This is a genomic window from Streptosporangium sp. NPDC023963 (assembly GCF_040639135.1).
Lineage (GTDB): Bacteria > Actinomycetota > Actinomycetes > Streptosporangiales > Streptosporangiaceae > Streptosporangium.
Window position 1 is genome coordinate 225,068 of the sequence record NZ_JBEZZK010000010.1, and the last position, 17,189, is coordinate 242,256.

General features: G+C 70.1%; 20 protein-coding genes. 16 read left to right on the forward strand and 4 right to left on the reverse strand.

Annotated elements, in window-relative coordinates; translation table 11 throughout:
- Positions 1-19: 19 nt before the first annotated feature.
- Positions 20-886 (reverse strand): DMT family transporter, encoded by an 867-nt coding sequence (locus AB0F88_RS27845; protein ID WP_362690148.1) that lies wholly within the window; start codon positions 884-886, stop codon positions 20-22.
- Between the two features lie 96 nt (positions 887-982).
- On the opposite strand from AB0F88_RS27845, the gene AB0F88_RS27850 reads away from it, so the two are divergent.
- The 5 genes from AB0F88_RS27850 to ccsA are packed head-to-tail and all read left to right on the forward strand — an operon-like array spanning position 983 to position 5,535.
- On the forward strand, positions 983-1,621 hold the full coding sequence (locus AB0F88_RS27850) for a histidine phosphatase family protein (protein ID WP_362690151.1): 639 nt from the start codon (positions 983-985) through the stop codon (positions 1,619-1,621).
- A gap of 56 nt (positions 1,622-1,677) precedes the next feature.
- Complete coding sequence (locus AB0F88_RS27855; protein ID WP_362690154.1) at positions 1,678-2,247, forward strand: TlpA disulfide reductase family protein; 570 nt, start codon at positions 1,678-1,680, stop codon at positions 2,245-2,247.
- Between the two features lie 27 nt (positions 2,248-2,274).
- Positions 2,275-3,009 carry a cytochrome c biogenesis protein CcdA gene (locus tag AB0F88_RS27860; protein ID WP_362690157.1) on the forward strand — a complete coding sequence of 245 codons (735 nt, stop codon included), beginning with the start codon at positions 2,275-2,277 and terminating at the stop codon, positions 3,007-3,009.
- Positions 3,010-3,044: 35 nt separating this feature from the next.
- The gene (locus AB0F88_RS27865; protein WP_362690160.1) at positions 3,045-4,595 is read left to right on the forward strand and encodes a cytochrome c biogenesis protein ResB; all 1,551 of its coding nucleotides are present in this window, start codon (positions 3,045-3,047) and stop codon (positions 4,593-4,595) included.
- Positions 4,585-5,535, forward strand: a complete 951-nt coding sequence (gene ccsA, locus AB0F88_RS27870) for a cytochrome c biogenesis protein CcsA (RefSeq protein WP_362690164.1) — start codon at positions 4,585-4,587, stop codon at positions 5,533-5,535. Before AB0F88_RS27865 ends, ccsA begins: the two co-directional genes overlap by 11 nt.
- Before the next feature lie 185 nt (positions 5,536-5,720).
- Here the strand turns inward: ccsA and AB0F88_RS27875 are convergent, their stop codons facing one another.
- Entirely contained in the window at positions 5,721-6,020 is a 300-nt protein-coding gene (locus AB0F88_RS27875; RefSeq protein ID WP_362690167.1) for a PLD nuclease N-terminal domain-containing protein, read from the reverse strand.
- 113 nt (positions 6,021-6,133) lie between these two features.
- Between AB0F88_RS27875 and AB0F88_RS27880 the strand changes: the two genes are divergently transcribed.
- Both AB0F88_RS27880 and AB0F88_RS27885 read left to right on the forward strand, forming a co-directional pair.
- Positions 6,134-6,970, forward strand: a complete 837-nt coding sequence (locus AB0F88_RS27880; protein WP_362690170.1) for a hypothetical protein — start codon at positions 6,134-6,136, stop codon at positions 6,968-6,970.
- A 9-nt stretch (positions 6,971-6,979) separates the two neighbouring features.
- Positions 6,980-7,219, forward strand: coding sequence for a hypothetical protein (locus AB0F88_RS27885; RefSeq protein WP_344914565.1), 240 nt, complete (start codon positions 6,980-6,982; stop codon positions 7,217-7,219).
- A gap of 271 nt (positions 7,220-7,490) precedes the next feature.
- Here AB0F88_RS27885 and AB0F88_RS27890 read toward each other — a convergent pair whose 3' ends face one another.
- Positions 7,491-7,730 (reverse strand): BldC family transcriptional regulator, encoded by a 240-nt coding sequence (locus AB0F88_RS27890; RefSeq protein WP_012887349.1) that lies wholly within the window; start codon positions 7,728-7,730, stop codon positions 7,491-7,493.
- 263 nt (positions 7,731-7,993) lie between these two features.
- Here AB0F88_RS27890 and AB0F88_RS27895 point away from each other — a divergent pair, with 263 nt between their 5' ends.
- Positions 7,994-8,191, forward strand: a complete 198-nt coding sequence (locus tag AB0F88_RS27895) for a DUF4229 domain-containing protein (RefSeq protein ID WP_362690173.1) — start codon at positions 7,994-7,996, stop codon at positions 8,189-8,191.
- On the opposite strand, the gene AB0F88_RS27900 is transcribed toward AB0F88_RS27895, so the two are convergent.
- Complete coding sequence (locus AB0F88_RS27900; RefSeq protein WP_362690176.1) at positions 8,175-9,518, reverse strand: hypothetical protein; 1,344 nt, start codon at positions 9,516-9,518, stop codon at positions 8,175-8,177. The genes AB0F88_RS27895 and AB0F88_RS27900 overlap by 17 nt on opposite strands.
- 78 nt (positions 9,519-9,596) lie before the next feature.
- Here AB0F88_RS27900 and AB0F88_RS27905 point away from each other — a divergent pair, with 78 nt between their 5' ends.
- The 8 genes from AB0F88_RS27905 (at position 9,597) to nuoF (ending at position 17,104) form a co-directional block, all read left to right on the forward strand.
- Entirely contained in the window at positions 9,597-10,322 is a 726-nt protein-coding gene (locus AB0F88_RS27905; RefSeq protein ID WP_362690179.1) for a demethylmenaquinone methyltransferase, read from the forward strand.
- Between the two features lie 160 nt (positions 10,323-10,482).
- The gene (locus tag AB0F88_RS27910) at positions 10,483-11,760 is read left to right on the forward strand and encodes a geranylgeranyl reductase family protein (protein WP_362690182.1); all 1,278 of its coding nucleotides are present in this window, start codon (positions 10,483-10,485) and stop codon (positions 11,758-11,760) included.
- A gap of 121 nt (positions 11,761-11,881) precedes the next feature.
- Positions 11,882-12,241: an NADH-quinone oxidoreductase subunit A gene (locus AB0F88_RS27915; protein WP_362690185.1), complete on the forward strand. Its 360-nt coding sequence runs from the start codon at positions 11,882-11,884 to the stop codon at positions 12,239-12,241.
- Positions 12,242-12,243: 2 nt separating this feature from the next.
- Entirely contained in the window at positions 12,244-12,795 is a 552-nt protein-coding gene (locus AB0F88_RS27920; protein ID WP_030916695.1) for an NADH-quinone oxidoreductase subunit B, read from the forward strand.
- Complete coding sequence (locus tag AB0F88_RS27925; RefSeq protein WP_362690188.1) at positions 12,792-13,478, forward strand: NADH-quinone oxidoreductase subunit C; 687 nt, start codon at positions 12,792-12,794, stop codon at positions 13,476-13,478. Before AB0F88_RS27920 ends, AB0F88_RS27925 begins: the two co-directional genes overlap by 4 nt.
- Positions 13,475-14,845: an NADH-quinone oxidoreductase subunit D gene (locus tag AB0F88_RS27930; RefSeq protein ID WP_362690191.1), complete on the forward strand. Its 1,371-nt coding sequence runs from the start codon at positions 13,475-13,477 to the stop codon at positions 14,843-14,845. Before AB0F88_RS27925 ends, AB0F88_RS27930 begins: the two co-directional genes overlap by 4 nt.
- 179 nt (positions 14,846-15,024) lie before the next feature.
- A complete protein-coding gene (nuoE, locus tag AB0F88_RS27935) occupies positions 15,025-15,687 on the forward strand; it encodes an NADH-quinone oxidoreductase subunit NuoE (protein WP_362690469.1) in 663 nt (220 codons plus the stop codon).
- Positions 15,688-15,817: 130 nt separating this feature from the next.
- Positions 15,818-17,104 (forward strand): NADH-quinone oxidoreductase subunit NuoF, encoded by a 1,287-nt coding sequence (nuoF, locus tag AB0F88_RS27940; protein WP_362690194.1) that lies wholly within the window; start codon positions 15,818-15,820, stop codon positions 17,102-17,104.
- Positions 17,105-17,189 lie beyond the last annotated feature (85 nt).

The window sequence follows — 17,189 nt, forward strand, 5'->3', positions numbered from 1 at the left end:
CTCCGGGGCGCTCACGGCCCTAGCCGAGGGCGATCGTCACCACGCCGCCGACGATGACGCAGGCCGCCGGCAGCCGCCGGGTCAGGTCGCCCTCGGCCAGCAGCCGGCCGCCGAGCACCACCGCCACGAGCACGCTGACCTCCCGTACCGGGGCCACCGCGCTGATCGTCGAGAACGTGTACGCGGTCAGCGCCAGGAGGTAGGAGAGCGGCATCAGCACCGCCGCGCCCAGCACCCGTGCCCGGTGCTCCCGCCAGACGGGCAGGACCAGGCCCCTGCGGCGGGAGCCGAGCACCGGCGAGGTCAGGACCAGGGCACGGCCGAGGTCGCCGCCGTAGTTGAGGAGGATCGGCGCGACCGCGAAGGCGCTGACGACCTGCTTGTCCCAGACGGTGTACGCCGCGATGAACAGCCCGGTGGCCAGCCCGAACCCGATCCCGCTCAGGTCCTTGCGGCTGGGCCTGCGCGCCGCGCCGAGCAGGAGCACGCCCACCCCGACCATCAGGATCCCGGCGATGCCGGCGGGGCCCGGCCGCTCGCCCAGGAACAGGATGGCGACCAGGCCGGCCAGCAGCGGCCCGGTACCGCGGGCGATCGGGTAGACCATCGACAGGTCGCCGTGCCGGTAGCCGCGCTGCAGCAGCATGAAGTAGCCCAGGTGCAGCGTGGTGCTCGCGGCGATCACCCCGAGGTCGGCCCAGGAGGGGCCGGTGCCGCCGAGGAGGAGGTAACCCACCGTGACCGGCGTCCAGACCAGCGTGGAGGCGGCGGCCACCATCCAGACGAAGACGACGCCGTCGGCCTCGGCCGCCTGCTTGCTCATCAGGTTCCAGCAGGCGTGGGCGACGGCGGAGGAGAGGACGAGGGCGAGCGCGAGGGGGCTCACGCGGTGACCCTATCCCGCCCCAATCCCGCCCCATCCGACCCGGGTGGCCCACCTGCCCGGCCACCAACCCGTACTTGTCGGTAGGCTGGCGACACCATGCTTGAGACCACCGTCGTCCACCTCCTGCGCCACGGTGAGGTGCACAATCCCGCCAACATCCTGTACGGCAGGCTTCCCGACTACCACCTCTCCGACAACGGCCGGCAGATGGCCGAGACGGTGGCCAAGACGGTCGCCGGACGGGATGTCACCGCGCTGTTCTCCTCGCCGCTGGAGCGTGCCCAGGAGACGGCGGTGCCGCTCGCCGCGACCTTCGGCCTGGACGTCACGGTCGACGAGCGGCTCATCGAGGCCGAGAACATCTTCGAGGGCCTCTCCCTCGGCAGGGGCGACGGTCTCTTCCGCAACCCGCGCTTCTACCGCTACCTGTGGAACCCGCTCCGCCCCTCCTGGGGGGAGCGCTACACCCATCTGGTCAGCCGGATGAGGGCCGCGATCGAGACCGCCCGCGACGCGGCGCGCGGCCACGAGGCCATCATGGTCAGCCACCAGCTCCCGATCTGGACCATCCGGCTCGCCGCCGAGGGCAGGCGCCTGCCGCACGATCCGCGCCGCAGGCAGTGCGGCCTCGCCAGCCTCACGAGCTTCTCCTTCGAGGGAAACCGCCTGATCGGCGTCGGATACAGCGAGCCCGCGGCGGCGCTCGTCAAACGCCCCACTGTGCCGGGCGCCTGACTCCGCCGGTACAGTGATTGCTCTACCGGTTGTAGTACAGGGAGCCTCCGTCACCCATGCGCGCACAATCCTTCGCCGCCGCCGCGCTGCTCGTCGCCGTGGCCGGATGCGCCGGAACCCAGGGATCGCAGCCGCAGACCGGCGACACCCGCTTCGTGGCCGGTGACGGCAAGATCACCCTGTTCCAGGCCGCGGACCGCAAGGCCGCCCCGAAGGTGGAGGGGGAGACCCTCGACGGGGGCACCGCGACCCTCGCGGCCCACAAGGGAAAGATCGTGGTGCTCAACTTCTGGGCCTCCTGGTGCGCGCCCTGCCGGGCCGAGGCGCCGGTGCTCAAGGACATCTCCGCCAAGACGAAGACCGACGGCGTGGAGTTCCTCGGCATCGACTTCAAGGACCGCAAGGCCGACGCGCTCGCGTTCGAACGCAGCCACCGGTCCGGTTACCCGAGCATCTTCGACCAGCCGGGCAAGGTCGCGCTCTCCTTCCAGGGCACGGTCCCGCCCGCCGCCATCCCCTCCACCCTGATCATCGACCGCCAGGGCCGGATCGCCGCCAGGGCCCTGGGCGCGGTCAAGTACAGCGACCTCCTCGCCGCCGTGACCAAGGTCCGCGATGAGGGATGACGGCCTCTGGCGACGGCCGGGCCCGCGATGAGCGCCGACCTCGTGGGCACCGTCGCGAGCGGCTCGCTGGCGCTGGCGCTGCCGATCGCGGTCGCGGCCGGGCTGGTGTCGTTCCTGTCGCCGTGCGTGCTGCCGCTGGTCCCCGGCTACCTGTCGTACGTGACCGGCATGAGCGCCGACCCCAGGCGGGGGCGCATGGTCGCGGGTACCGTGCTGTTCGTCCTGGGCTTCGCCACCGTGTTCGTGGCCGGGGGAGCGCTCTTCGGCGGCCTCGGCCAGGCCCTGTTCGGTAATGCCGCGATCATCACGCGGGTGCTGGGCGCCCTCACGATCGTGCTCGGCCTGGCCTTCATGGGGGTCGTCCCGGGTCTGCAGCGCGACTTCCGCATCCACCGGCTCCCGGCCGCCGGCCTGGCCGGGGCACCCCTGCTCGGCCTGGTGTTCGGCCTGGGCTGGACCCCCTGCATCGGCCCCACCCTCGGGGTCGTGCTCACCCTCGGCCTGAACGAGGGCAGCGCCGGTCGCGGCGCGATCCTCGCCTTCGCGTACGCGCTCGGCCTCGGCCTGCCGTTCGTGGTGGCCGGGCTGGCGTACAGCAGGGCGCTGAGGACGTTCAAGGCGGTGCGCCGGCACTCGCAGCTGATCACGCGGGCGGGCGGCGTCATGCTGGTCGTCGTCGGCGTGCTGCTCGTCACCGGGCTGTGGGAGCAGCTCGTCGCGATGACGCAGGGCTGGGTCGGCGGATTCGAGCCGGTGATCTGATGGTGTCCGTCGACCCGAGGACGGGAGAACGAGCGGTGAGCGAGACGCGGCGGCCCACGGGCTTCGGGGTCGTGGGGTGGGCGCGCTGGTTCTGGCGGACGCTCACCTCGATGCGGACCGCGCTGATCCTGCTGTTCCTGTTCGCCCTGGGCTCCATTCCCGGCTCGATCTGGCCGCAGCGCGGCGTCTCCGACGCCAAGGTCGCCCAGTACTTCGACGACAGTCCCCGCCTGGCCGAGTGGCTGGACAGGTTCTGGTTGTTCGACGTGTTCCAGGCGCCCTGGTTCGCCGCGATCTACCTTCTGCTGTTCGTGTCCCTGATCGGCTGCGTGCTGCCCCGCACCGCGACCCACCTGAGGGAGCTGCGCAGGAAGCCGCCCGCGGCGCCGCGCAACCTGAGCAGGCTGCCGCAGCACGCCTCCTTCGAGGCCGATCTGACCGTCGAGGAGGCCGCCGCGAGGCTGCGCGCCAGGCGGTTCCGGGTGACCACCGGTCCCGGCTGGGTCGCCGGGGAGAAGGGCTACCTGCGCGAGACCGGCAACCTGCTCTTCCACGTGGCCCTGCTCGGCCTGCTGGTCGCGGTCGGGGCCGGGGCGCTGTACGGCTACCGGGGCAACGTGCTGGTCGTGGAGGGCGAGGGGTTCGCCAACACGGTCGCCGCCTACGACCGCTACATGCCCGGCCCCCAGGTGAACGCCGAGTCGCTGGAGCCGTTCTCCTTCACTGTCGACGACTTCCAGGCGACCTACATCGCGAAGGGCGAGAAGGCGGGCCAGGCCCTCGACTACGAGGCCAGGCTCAAGGTCGAGGACGCCCCGGGCGCCGCCCCGCGCGACTACGTCCTGAAGGTCAACGAGCCGCTGGACGTCAACGGCACGCTGAGCTACCTGATCGACCACGGCTACGCGCCGACCTTCAAGATCACCGACGGCAAGGGCCAGGTCGCCTTCGAAGGGCCGGTGCCCTGCCTGGTCGTCCAGCCCGCCACCTTCACCTCCGAATGCGTGATCAAGGTTCCGGACGCGCAGCCCGAACAGCTCGGCATCCTCGTCGGCTTCCTGCCGACGACCGTCCCGGTGGGCGCGGAGTGGGTGTCGGTCTTCCCGGGCGCCGCCAACCCCACCGCCCAGGTGTACGGCGCCTTCGCCGGTGACCTGGGCCTGAAGGACGGTCGGCCGCAGTCGGTCTACGAGCTCGATCCGGCGAGTCTGAAGAAGATGAAGCCGCTGGTCATGAAGGCCGACCCGCTGGCGGTCGGCAAGAAACTCACCCTCCCGAACGGCGCGGGCTCGATCGAGTTCACCGGCGTCAGGGAGTGGATCGCTCTGCAGATCACCCACGACCCGGGCCGGATGCCCGCGCTCGTGGCCTCGGTCCTCGCCGTCGTCGGTCTCGTACTGACCCTGACCGTCCGCCGCCGCAGGGTGTGGGTGCGGATCCACGAGGACCGCGAGGTCGAGGCGGGTGGGCTCACGCGCACCGAGGGCGGCGATTTCAGCGAGGAGTTCACCGAGATCGTCTCCGCCTTGAACCCGGGAGTTTCGAACCCGGGAGTTCCCGATTCAGGAGTGAAGGATGTCCGCTGAGGTCGACGCCGGCCTCGCCACGTTGAGCGACCAGCTCATCCTGGCGACGGTGCTGCTCTACGTCTCCGCAATGATCGCTTACGCCCTCGACCTGGCCTTCGGACGGTCCGCCGCGGCTTCGGCCCGCGCGAAACAGCCCGTTCCGGTCACCGTCGGCGGGGGCGCCGCCCCCGCCCCCGCCGAGGGGGCCCCCGCGGAGAAGGCGCCGCCCGCCTGGGCGGTGTGGGCGGGGCCGGTGGCCGTCGGGCTGAGCTGGCTCGGCTGGGCCGCCAACCTCACCTCCCTCCTCACCCGCGGCCTCGCCGTGGACCGGTGGCCGTGGGGCAACATGTACGAGTTCGTGGTCGCGATGTGCTTCGCGGCGGTGAGCGCGTTCCTGTTCATGCAGCTCCGCTACCCGGTCCGCTTCCTGGGCGCGTTCGTCACGGTCGCCGCCGCGCTGGGGCTCGGTTTCGCCGTGCGCTACCTGCACGTGCAGGCCGGCCCCGTGGTGCCCGCGCTGAACTCGTACTGGGTCGCGATCCACGTGTCCGCGGCCATCGTCGCCAGCGGGCTGTTCATCGTGGCCGGAGTGTCCGGCATCCTCTACCTGGTCAGGAAGGACACCGCGGTCCGGCTGCCGTCCCGGCGGGACCTGGAGCGGGTCGCGCACCGGGCCATCGTGATCGGCTTCCCGATCTGGACCTTCGCCGTCATCGCCGGGGCGCTCTGGGCGGACAAGGCGTGGGGCCGCTACTGGGGCTGGGACCCCAAGGAGATCTGGGCGTTCATCACCTGGATCGCCTACGCCGCGTACCTGCACGCCAGGGCCACCGCGGGCTGGAAGGGAAAGGCGGCCATGATCGTGCAGCTCGTCGCCTTCGCCTGCCTGCTGTTCAACCTGGTCGGGGTGAACATTTTCCTCGGGGGACTGCACTCCTACGCCGAGGTTCCCGGCTGATTCCCGGCACCGAACTGATTCTCGACGCCGAGATATCCTCGGGCCGAATTTTCACGTTGGAATTTTCCGCCGAATTTCCACGCCGGAGTTCACGCTGATTTCCCGCCGGATTCCCGCCGGGTTTCCGGGCCGGAATTCCCGGTCGATCGGCCGTACCGGCCACACCGGCCGGCCGGTCGCCGTCTCTAGTCTTCGTCGCGCAGGCGGCGGTCGAGGTCCTTGAGGAAGTCGGGGTCGTCGTCGGGGCCCTTCGGGGCCTCGGCGCGCGGCGGCCTGTCCTCGGCCAGGAGCGATCGGGGCGCCCGGGGGCCGGTAGGCCGGCCGAGCAGCAGCCAGAAGGCTCCTCCGGCGATCGGCATCAGCACCACGATGAGCACCCAGAGAAGTTTGGGCAGGTTCCTGGACTCCTCGTCCGGCGTGGTGATGACGTCGAACAGGCAGTAAAGCCAGAAGGCGAGTATCGCCAGACCGACAAGCAGGGGCATGCCCGAACTGTAAGCCATCGTGAGGCCTGCTGCGTTCGGGCTCCGCGTTACGGATGACTGGCAAGGGTCCGACCCCGTACCGTGGACCCGTTGCCACTTCCCCAGGGGGTGCGATGGCACATTCGGGCGACAAGGGCCGCCATCGACGGCGGTGGTGGCAGCGAGGTCCGGCCACGCGTGCGGAGAGTGCCCTGCGGGAGGCTCCGCGTGAGGTCCCCCGCGAGGCCGAGCGCCGGGTCGGGACGGTCACGGCCCCGGTGGCCGACCGGCCGCAGTACACCTGGAAGGACTTCGAGCTCGACGACGAGAGTCCCCGGGCCCAGCCCAACTCCCCCGACACCCCGGACCTGGGCGACGGCCTGCGCCACTGCGGGCGCCTGGAGCGCATCCTGCACCGCCAGTGGGACTCCAGGCGGGAGACGCCGCCCCCCGAGGTCGTACGGGCGGTGGAGAGCCTGGCGAGGCTGCCCGACGGGCTGAAGGACAAGCTGGCCGACGGTCTCGACGGCATCTACGTCGGCGCGGGCGGGGTGCCCGACCTGGACGACATGGGATACCTGCGCGGCGCGCCGCTTCCCTCGGGCCGGGCGACGTGGGACGTGTGCGCGGGCGCGTACGGCGACCGCAAGATCGTGGTGGGAGACCGGCCCTCGCCCACCCCCGACGTGATGATGCACGAGGTCGGGCACGCCCTGGACGACGTGGACGCCCCCCACGGCGACTGGGTCTCCGACTCCCCGGAGTTCGCCGCCCTCTACGCCCAGTGCGTCCCCGCGCTGGCCTCGGGTTTCCATCTCCAGCCGGGCGACCTGGGCCGCAGGGAGTTCTTCGCCGACGCCTTCGCCGCGATCGTCTCCCGGCAGCGCCCCGCGCTGGTCGACATGCTGGGCGGCGACACGCGGATGGCGCTCAACGTCATGTTGTTCTTCAACCGGCGCTACGGAATCTAGGTGATCTGGATGTACGTCGTCAGACTCGCTGACGGGACCCTGCGCGTGCCGCAGACCCTGGCCGGCGATGACGGGCGTCTGATCGGCAATGCCTACGTGGAGGTCTCTCCGGGGGATCCCGACTACGACCGCTGGCTGGCCGAGTCGCTCACCGAGGAGGAGTGGGCCGAGCGGCGGCGGCGGTGGCTGGAGGAGAACGACGAGCTGGAGCGGGAGTTCCTGGCCTTCAAGGCCGAGCAGGAGACCTGAAGGGCTTCGACGCCGGGCAGGGGCCTGGGCCGGCCGCGGGGCCGGGCCGGGGGCCTGGGCCGGGCGGGAGAGCCTGCCTCGGGGAGATCGGGGCCGGAGCGCGCCGGGTGGTTCCGGACGCGGAACGCGGCGGCGGGCCCGGCGGGGCGGGTGGCCCGGTGACGGGGGAGGTCACCGTCCGTGTCGTGTCGTACTTCACACGACTCCACGGTGACCCTGCGGCTTCCGGGTAAGGCGCGCAGGATCACCGATGGTGTGACGTCCTAAGTCGTCAGACGCGCGGGGACTCGCCTGCCGGCCGTTCGGCCGTCAAGACGTCCTCTCCACGCAGAAGGGCGTGCACTTCCGACTCGCGGAAACGCCGGTGCCCTCCGGGGGTACGGATGCTGCTGATGCGGCCTGCCGCGGCCCAGCGTGTAACCGTCTTTGGGTCGACCCGGAAGAGGGCGGCAACCTCTCCGGGCGTCAGCAGACGCTCGCTGCTACTCTCCACAATCTCTCCCCCTCGCATCCCGCTTCCTGCCAGCGGGCGGACAGGTAACCAGTGTGCCGAGCGAAGCCTGATTTATCCGTGGTTTTCAACAAAGATCACGGGTTGTTATCTACTGCCTGCCCGATTGTTATATGATAGAGCCTTTTTGGGACTCTCGTGGGTGTTTCTTTACGAAACAGATCTCTTGGGAAGACTAGCAGCGCTCGCAGTAGATGCGAAGAGTTACCCGTGCGGCCACCGCGATCGGGACCGTGCGGGCGAGGTGACGTAGCCTGGACACCGTGCGTCCCGTCATCGTTTACACCGCGTCCCGGGCCGGTCTGCTGATCGTGACTCTGGGAGTGCTCTATATCCTCGGCCTGCGCGAGCCCCTGGGCCTGCTGATCGCCGCATTCCTGATCAGCGGTGTGGCCAGTTACGTCCTGCTCTCGAAGCAGAGAGACGCGATGAGCGAGCGAATCACTAAGAATCGGGAGTGATCGGCAACGGGAACATGCCAACTCGGGCATGGTACTCGTGACCAAGGCGAGTTGTGTCACTACCAACCAGTAATCCGCCGGGGTGCGCGAGGAATGCCTTGATCCCGATTCCGCGGTCCCGCGTCGGGTTCCACGCCAGGGCCCTGCCGGTGCGCGGGTGGATCGCGCCGATCCCCGGCCGCGCCACCGCCCCGGGGCCCGCCGAGTCGTGGCCGTCCGGATTGTTCAGCCAGCGCTGGTGCCCTCCGACGTAGACGGCCGCCCCCGTCGCCGCCACCGCGTACAGCGAGTCACCCCCGGTGTGGTTCACCCACGTCGGGCGGACCGCGCCGGTCCCGGACGGGGCGCCGGTCTCGAACCGGGCGGCGGTGTCGCACATCCTGTCCCGGCCCCCGGGTCCGCCGGTCGTGACGACGGCGAGGTAACTCCCGTCGGGGGCGAAGTCCAGGCCCCGCACGTAGCCGGGGAAGTCGGCCCTGCACCGGCCCCGGTAGGCGTCGGTCCGCCACGGCGCCACCGCGGCGGGCGAGGCGATGAGACCCGGCGACGGGGCGTCCGGCACGGTGGCGTTCGGCGCGGTGACGGCCGGGGGGGTGACGGCGATCAGGCCGAGCTGGGCCCGCGGCAGGCCGCCGAGGGTGGTGAAGTCGCCGCCGACCGCGAGCCTGCCGTGGCTGAGGGAGATCGCGTGGACCCTGGTCCTGCCTCCCCTGGGCGCGCCCGGCTCGATCGTGAAGGACGGGTCGGCCTCGCCGGTGACGGCGTCGATCCTGGCCAGCGCCGTGCGGGCGACGGGGCCGACGTGGGTGAAGTCGCCGCCCGCGTAGAGGTGGCGGCCGAGCCTGGCCAGACCGGTGACCGTGCCGCCGCGGACCTGGGCGCCGAAACGGGACACCGGGGAGCCGTCGGAGAGCCGGAGCAGGGCCAGGCCCCGCGTCCGCGTGCCGCCGGTCCTCGTGAACCGCCCGCCCGCGTAGACGGTGCCGCGGACCCCCGCCGCCAGGGCCTGGACCGGGCGGTCGAGGCGCGGCGCGAAGCCGGGCAGGATCCGGCCGGTGGCCAGGTCGTAGGCGAAGAGGTTGGCGCGGGGCAGCACTCTCGCCACCCCCGCGCTCCCGGCCTCGCGCACCTCGCCGAACGAGCCGCCGACCACCACCGTGCCGTCCACCAGCGCGATGGCGTTGACGATCCCGTCGAGCACGTGGGGAGTGGTGGCGGCCGGATCGGCCGAGACGACCCCGCCGTGCCTCGTGGTGCCGGCGGCGGCGATCCCGGCGGGCGCCAGGGTCAGGACCGCGACCAGCAGGTAAGTGGCTCTGGCAAACATTCGACAATTTTTAGCATGCCCTGGGTGATGGAATGACTACTTTCCGTGGATTATCGGGGCGGGCCTAGGGTGGGAGTCATGACGCGCGCTTCTCTGGACAAGCAGCCGCACGAGGTCGCCGCGATGTTCGATCGCACGGCCAGGCGGTACGACTTCGTCAACGACGTTATCTCCCTGGGCCAGGTCCGGCTGTGGCGCAAGGCCACCGCCGCGGCCGTCGACGCGGGCCCCGGTGAGCTGGTCCTCGACCTCGGCGCGGGCACCGGCACGTCGACCGACACGTTCACCGCGCTGGGCGCCCGCGCCATCGCCTCCGACTTCTCGCTCGGCATGCTGAGCACCGGGGTGAGGCGCAGGGGCGGCTCCGGCATCTCCGGGGGCGGGGTGCGGGGCGTCAGCTTCGTCGCGGGCGACGCGCTGCGGCTGCCCTTCGCCGACGGCGTCTTCGACGCGGTGACGATCTCCACGGCGCTGCGCAACGTGCACGACACCGGTGGGGCGCTGCGCGAGATGTACCGGGTGGCCAGGCCGGGCGCGCGGCTGGTGATCCTGGAGTTCTCGCACCCGACGCCCAGGTCCTTCGACCTCGTATACTCGCAGTACCTGATGAAGCTGATGCCGCGGGCCGCGAAGCTCTTCGGTTCCAACGACGACTCCTACGAGTATCTGGCGGAGTCGATCAGGGCCTGGCCGGACCAGGCGGGGTTGGCGAGGATCATTCAGGGAGCGGGCTGGGAGCGGGTCGCCTGGCGCAACCTGAGCCTGGGAATCGTGGCCCTGCACCGCGCGTACAAGCCCGCGTAGCGCCCCGCGTGGAAGATTGGCGACGAGGGCAACACCCGCCTGACACTTTGCCCCGCAAAGGCGTTAGACTTCGGCCCGACAAGTTTGTGAAGCTCTTCACAAAGGAACGAAAGGCCCCTTACCCCGAGGCCCCCACAGCGTGTAGGACAGGACAGGTCCCGTGACCGTGCCAGCCGCCACACAGCGGAAAGTCGCTGAGGCTGACGCCGACGTCATCGTCGTCGGCGCCGGGCCCGCCGGTTCGACAACCGCATTCCACCTCGCGCAGGCCGGGCTCGACGTCCTGCTGCTCGAGAAGACCACCTTCCCTCGCGAGAAGGTCTGCGGCGACGGGCTGACGCCCCGAGCGGTCAAGCAGCTCATCGCGATGGGCATCGACATCGACGCCCCCGGCTGGGTCCGCAACAAGGGCCTGCGCGTGGTCGGCGGCGGGATGCGCTTCGAGCTCGACTGGCCGGAGTTGTCGAGCTTCCCCGACTTCGGCCTGGTGCGCACCCGCCAGGACTTCGACGAGATCCTGGCCGCCAACGCGGTCAAGGCGGGCGTCCGCCTGCTGCAGGGGGTGAACGTCACCGCCCCGGTCCTCGACGACCGCAGCGGGCACATCGTCGGCGTGGTCGCCAAGCGGGACGGCGAGGAGGTCACCTACCGCTCCCGGCTGGTGGTGGCCGCCGACGGCAACTCCACCCGCATCTCCCTGGCGATGGGGCTGCACAAGCGCGAGGACCGCCCGATGGGCGTCGCGGTGCGGACGTACTTCGAGAGCCCCCGCCACGACGACGACTACCTGGAGACCTGGCTGGAGCTGTGGGACGGCGACACCCTGCTGCCCGGCTACGGCTGGATCTTCGGCGTCGGCGACGGCACCTCCAACGTGGGCCTGGGGCTGCTGAACACCAGCGAGTCCTTCAAGGGCATGGACTACCGCGACCTGCTCAAGCGCTGGGTGAAGGGCATGCCCCCCGAGTGGGGCTACGTCGAGGAGAACATGACGACCCCCATCAGGGGCGCCGCGCTGCCGATGGCCTTCAACCGCCAGCCGCACTACACGCGGGGCCTGGTGCTGGTGGGCGACGCCGGCGGGATGATCAACCCGTTCAACGGCGAGGGCATCGCGTACGCGATGGAGACCGGCCACATCGCCGCCGAGACGATCGTCCAGGCGCTCGGCAGGGTCACCCCCGCGCAGCGGGAGCGCGTGCTGCGCGCATACCCTCAGACGTTGAAGGACGCATACGGTGGTTACTTCACCCTCGGCAGGGGATTCGTGGAGCTGATCGGGCACCGCGGCGTGATGAACTTCGCGACGCGTCACGCGCTGCCGCACCCCCACCTGATGCGGTTCGCGCTCAAGCTCCTTGCTAATCTCACCGACCGGCGGGGTGACGCGTCCGACCGCATCATCAACGCCCTGTCGAAGGTGGCGCCACCGGCATGAGAGCGACGAGGGCCGGACACCTGGAACCGGGGGCGATGATCGCCCTGCCTAGACTTTCGAAATACACCACAACGCAGAGCTACGCGCCGGCGCGCGTGGAGATGGGAGAGGAGGCGTAGCGATGGAGTTGTACGCACCCATCCTGGTGCTCGCCGTTCTCGCGGCGGGATTTGCGATCTTCTCGGTGACGATCGCCCCCTTCACCGGTCCCAAGCGCTGGAACCGCGCGAAACTCGACGCCTACGAATGCGGTATCGAGCCGACGCCCCAGCCCGTGGGCGGAGGCCGCTTCCCGCTGAAGTACATGATCACCGCGATGCTGTTCATCGTGTTCGACATCGAGATCATCTTCCTCTACCCGTGGGCGGTCGCGTTCGACCAGCTCGGGCTGTTCGGATTGGTCGAGATGCTGCTGTTCATCGTCACCGTGCTCGTGGCCTACGCGTACGTGTGGCGCCGCAAGGGTCTGGACTGGGACTAGATATGGGTCTTGAAGAGAAACTTCCGAGCGGGTTCATGCTCAGCACGGTCGAGCAGGTCGCCGGCTGGGCGCGCAAGAACTCCGTCTGGCCGGCGACGTTCGGTCTCGCCTGCTGCGCCATCGAGCTGATGTCCACCGGCGGTCCCAAGCACGACCTGGCGCGCTTCGGCATGGAGCGCGCCTCGGCGTCTCCGCGCCAGGCCGACCTGATGATCGTCGCGGGACGGCTGTCGCAGAAGATGGCCCCGGTGCTGCGCCAGATCTACGACCAGATGGCCGAGCCCAAGTGGGTCATCGCGATGGGCGTCTGCGCCTCCAGCGGCGGCATGTTCAACAACTACGCGATCGTGCAGGGCGTCGACCACGTCGTCCCCGTCGACATCTACCTGCCCGGCTGCCCGCCGCGGCCCGAGATGCTCATCGACGCGATCGTCAAGTTGCACGACAAGATCCAGAACACGAAGTTCGGCGCGCACCGCGCCAAGCAGATCGACGAGCTCGAACTGCAGGCCCTGCGGACGCTGCCGCTGATCGACCAGGGGACCGCCAAATGACGAGCGAACCCGCTGACAACCTCCCCGAGGTTCCGGAGGAGCCGATCGCCCACCTGGGCATGTTCGGCGCCTCGGGCACCGGCGACACCTCCGGCTACGGCCGCCTCGTCGTGCGCCGCAAGCCCGAGCTGTCCAGCGCCCGCCCGTACGGCGGCTACTTCGACACCGTCGCCGACGAGCTGGAGCGCGCCCTCGGCGGCGATCTCGGCGACGCCGTCGAGCGCGTGGTGGTCGACCGCGGCGAGCTGACCTTCCACGTCAGGCGCGAGCGCCTGCTCGACGTCGTCAAGATCCTGCGCGACGACCCCGCCCTGCGCTTCGAGCTCTCGCTCGGCGTCTCCGGCGTGCACTACCCCCACCTGGTGGGCCAGGAGCTGCACGCGGTGATTCACCTGTGCTCGATCACGCACAACCGCCGCCTGCGCGTCGAGGTCTCCTGCCCCGACGACGACCGGCACATCCCCTCCACGGTCTCGGTCTACCCGACGCACGACTGGCACGAGCGCGAGACCTGGGACTTCTTCGGCATCGTCTTCGACGGGCACCCGGCGCTGACCCGCATCATGATGCCCGACGACTGGGACGGTCACCCCCAGCGCAAGGACTACCCGCTCGGCGGCATCCCGGTCGAGTACCGCGGCGCCGAGATCCCCGCGCCGGACCAGAGGAGGTCCTACACATGAGCGTCCCCTACCAGGAGACGAAGGAGACCGTCGGGGGCCCGTACGACACCGCGTACGACGAGGCCACCGAGGGCAAGGTCTACACCGTCTCGGGCAACGACTGGACGGAACTGGTCGAGACCCTCTCCGGCCAGCAGGACCAGCAGCTCGTCATCAACATGGGCCCCCAGCACCCGTCCACGCACGGCGTGCTCCGCCTGGTCCTGAACCTCGACGGCGAGACGGTCACCGAGGCCCGCACGGTCATCGGCTACCTGCACACCGGCATCGAGAAGAACCTCGAGTACCGCACGTGGACCCAGGGCACGACGTTCGTCACCCGGATGGACTACCTGGCGCCGATCTTCAACGAGACCGCCTACTGCATGGGCGTCGAGCGGCTGCTGGGCATCACCGACCGGATCCCCGAGCGGGCCCAGGCCATCCGCGTGATGATGATGGAGCTCACCCGGATCTCCTCGCACATGGTGGCCATCGGCACCTTCGGCATGGAGCTGGGCGCGACCACTCCGTTCCTCTTCGGGTCCCGCGAGCGCGAGATGGTGCTCGACGTGATGGAGTACATCACCGGCCTGCGGATGAACATGGCCTACGTCCGGCCCGGAGGCGTCTCGGTCGACCTGCCCGCCGGCGCCGTCGACAAGGTCGGCGAGCTGCTCAAGGTCATGCCGGGGCGCATCAAGGACATGCGCAAGATGCTCGACGCGAACCCGGTCTACCTGGCCCGTACCAAGGACGTCGCCTACCTCGACCTCACCGGCTGCATGGCGCTGGGCGTCACCGGCCCGATGCTGCGGGCCGCGGGCCTGCCGTGGGACCTGCGCAAGTCGCAGCCCTACTGCGGCTACGAGACCTACGAGTTCGACGTCCCGACGGAGAAGACCGCCGACGTCTACGGCCGTTACCTGGTGCGGGTGGCCGAGATGGAGGAGTCGCTCAAGATCATTGAGCAGGCGCTCGACCGCCTCTCCGGGCCGCTCAAGAACGACCGGGTGATGATCGACGACAAGAAGATCGGCTGGCCCGCGCAGCTCGCGCTCGGCCCCGACGGCCTGGGCAACTCGCCCGACCACATCGCGCACATCATGAGCGGCTCCATGGAGGCGCTCATCCACCACTTCAAGCTGGTGACCGAGGGCTTCCGGGTCCCGGCCGGGCAGGCGTACGCCTCGGTCGAGTCGCCCCGCGGCGAGCTCGGCGCCCACGTGGTCAGCGACGGCGGAACCCGCCCCTACCGCGTACACTTCCGCGACCCGTCCTTCACGAACCTGCAGGCCATGCCCGCGACGTGTGAGGGCGGTGCGGTCGCCGACGTCATCTCGGCGGTGGCCTCGATCGACCCGGTGATGGGAGGTGTCGACCGATGAGCTCCAGCAAGGGCCCGGCCGGCCAGTCGGCGAACGCGGCGGACGAGAGGCTCGACGCGAGCACGGGCACCGGCCTGACGGGCGAGAGCGCCCTCGGGACGAGCACCGCCCTGGGCGGCGAGCCGTCGAACCGCGATGAGGACGCCGCCCGCGCGGGTGGCGAGGAGGTGAGCGCGACCGTGTCCAAGGGGTACGCGCCGGAAGTGCGGGAGCGCCTGGAGCGCGACGCGAAGGAGATCATCGGCCGCTATCCCAAGCCGCGGTCGGCCCTGCTGCCCCTGCTGCACCTGGTGCAGTCGGAGGACGGCTACGTCTCCGACGACGGCCACGAGTTCTGCGCCGAGATACTCGGCCTGAGCAAGGCCGAGGTCGTGGGCGTCTCCACCTTCTACACGATGTACAAGCGCAGGCCGATGGGCCAGTACCACGTGGGCGTGTGCATCAACACGCTCTGCGCGGTCATGGGCGGCGACCAGATCTGGGAAGAGCTGTCCGAGCACGCGGGCATCGGCCACGACGAGACGACCCCTGACGGCAAGGTCTCGCTGGAGCGGCTGGAGTGCAACGCCGCCTGCGACTTCGCCCCGGTGATGATGGTCAACTGGGAGTTCTTCGACAACCAGACCCCGGCCTCGGCCAAGCAGCTCGTCGACGACCTCAGGGACGGCAAGGAGATCTCGCCGACCCGGGGGCCGAAGAAGCTCTGCACGTTCAAGGAGGCCTCGCGGGTGCTCGCGGGCCTGCCCGACGGCCTGGCCGGCGACGGCCCCTCGGCGAACGGCCCCTCCCTGGAGGGTCTGAAGATCGCCAAGGCCAAGGGATGGAAGGCTCCGGAGGCGTGAGCGTGCCACGGCGTGGAGCCATCACGAGCGGGCGTGCCGGTCAGACCGGCGCGTGCGGGCGCAACGAGCGTGCCGGCAGGCACGGAGCGGCCTCGTCACGGAGCGACGGGCTGCCAGGCGAGGAGACGAAGTGACCACTCTCACCCCGGTTCTGACCGCGAACTGGGACCAGCCCAACTCCTTCACCCTGGAGGGGTACGGCGACTACTCGGCGGCCGAGAAGGCGCTGGGCATGGACCCCGACGCCGTCATCCAGGCCGTCAAGGACTCCGGACTGCGCGGCCGAGGCGGCGCGGGCTTCCCCACCGGCATGAAGTGGGGCTTCATCCCCCAGGGTGACGGCAAGCCGCACTATCTGGTGGTCAACGCCGACGAGTCCGAGCCCGGCACGTGCAAGGACATCCCGCTGATGATGGCCAACCCGCACTCGCTGGTCGAGGGCGTCATCATCACCGCGTACGCGATCCGCGCCAACCACGCGTTCATCTACGTGCGCGGCGAGGTCGTGCACGTCGTGCGCCGCCTGCAGGCCGCCGTGGCCGAGGCGTACGCCAAGGGCTATCTCGGCACCGACCTGTTCGGCTCCGGCTTCGACCTCGAGCTGGTCGTGCACAGCGGCGCCGGCGCCTACATCTGTGGCGAGGAGACGGCGCTGCTCGACTCGCTGGAGGGCTATCGCGGCCAACCTCGGCTCAAGCCCCCCTTCCCCGCCGTGGCGGGCCTGTACGCCTCGCCGACAGTGGTGAACAACGTCGAGTCGGTCGCGAGTGTTCCCTCCATCATCGCCAACGGCGCCGACTGGTTCGCCGGGATGGGCACGGAGAAGTCCAAGGGCTTCGGCATCTTCTCGCTGAGCGGCCACGTGACCACGCCCGGCCAGTACGAGGCCCCGCTCGGCATCACGCTGCGCGAGCTGCTGGAGATGTCCGGCGGCATCCGCGAGGGCCACCGGCTCAAGTTCTGGACCCCCGGCGGGTCGAGCACCCCGATCTTCACCGACGAGCACCTCGACGTCCCGCTGGACTTCGAGTCCGTCGGGGCGAAGGGCTCGATGCTCGGCACCCGGGCCCTGCAGATCTTCGACGAGACCACCTGCGTGGTGCGCGCCGTGCTCCGCTGGACCGAGTTCTACGCGCACGAGTCGTGCGGCAAGTGCACCCCCTGCCGGGAGGGCACCTTCTGGCTCAAGCAGGTGCTCAAGCGGCTGGAGAAGGGCCAGGGCACCGAAGAGGACCTGACCACGATCACCGACATCGCCGACAACATCCTGGGACGCTCCTTCTGCGCCCTGGGCGACGGGGCGACCAGCCCCATCCACTCGTCGGTGAAATACTTCCGCGACGAATACCTCAAGCACTTCGAGATCGGCGGCTGCCCGTTCGATCACGCCCCGTCCACGGTGTGGGGTGCCCAGTGAGCGCGCGGACCCAGGCAACCGGCAAGCACGTCGGAAAGCACGTCGGAAAGCACAGCACCGTCTCGGTCATGAGGCCGACGGAGGA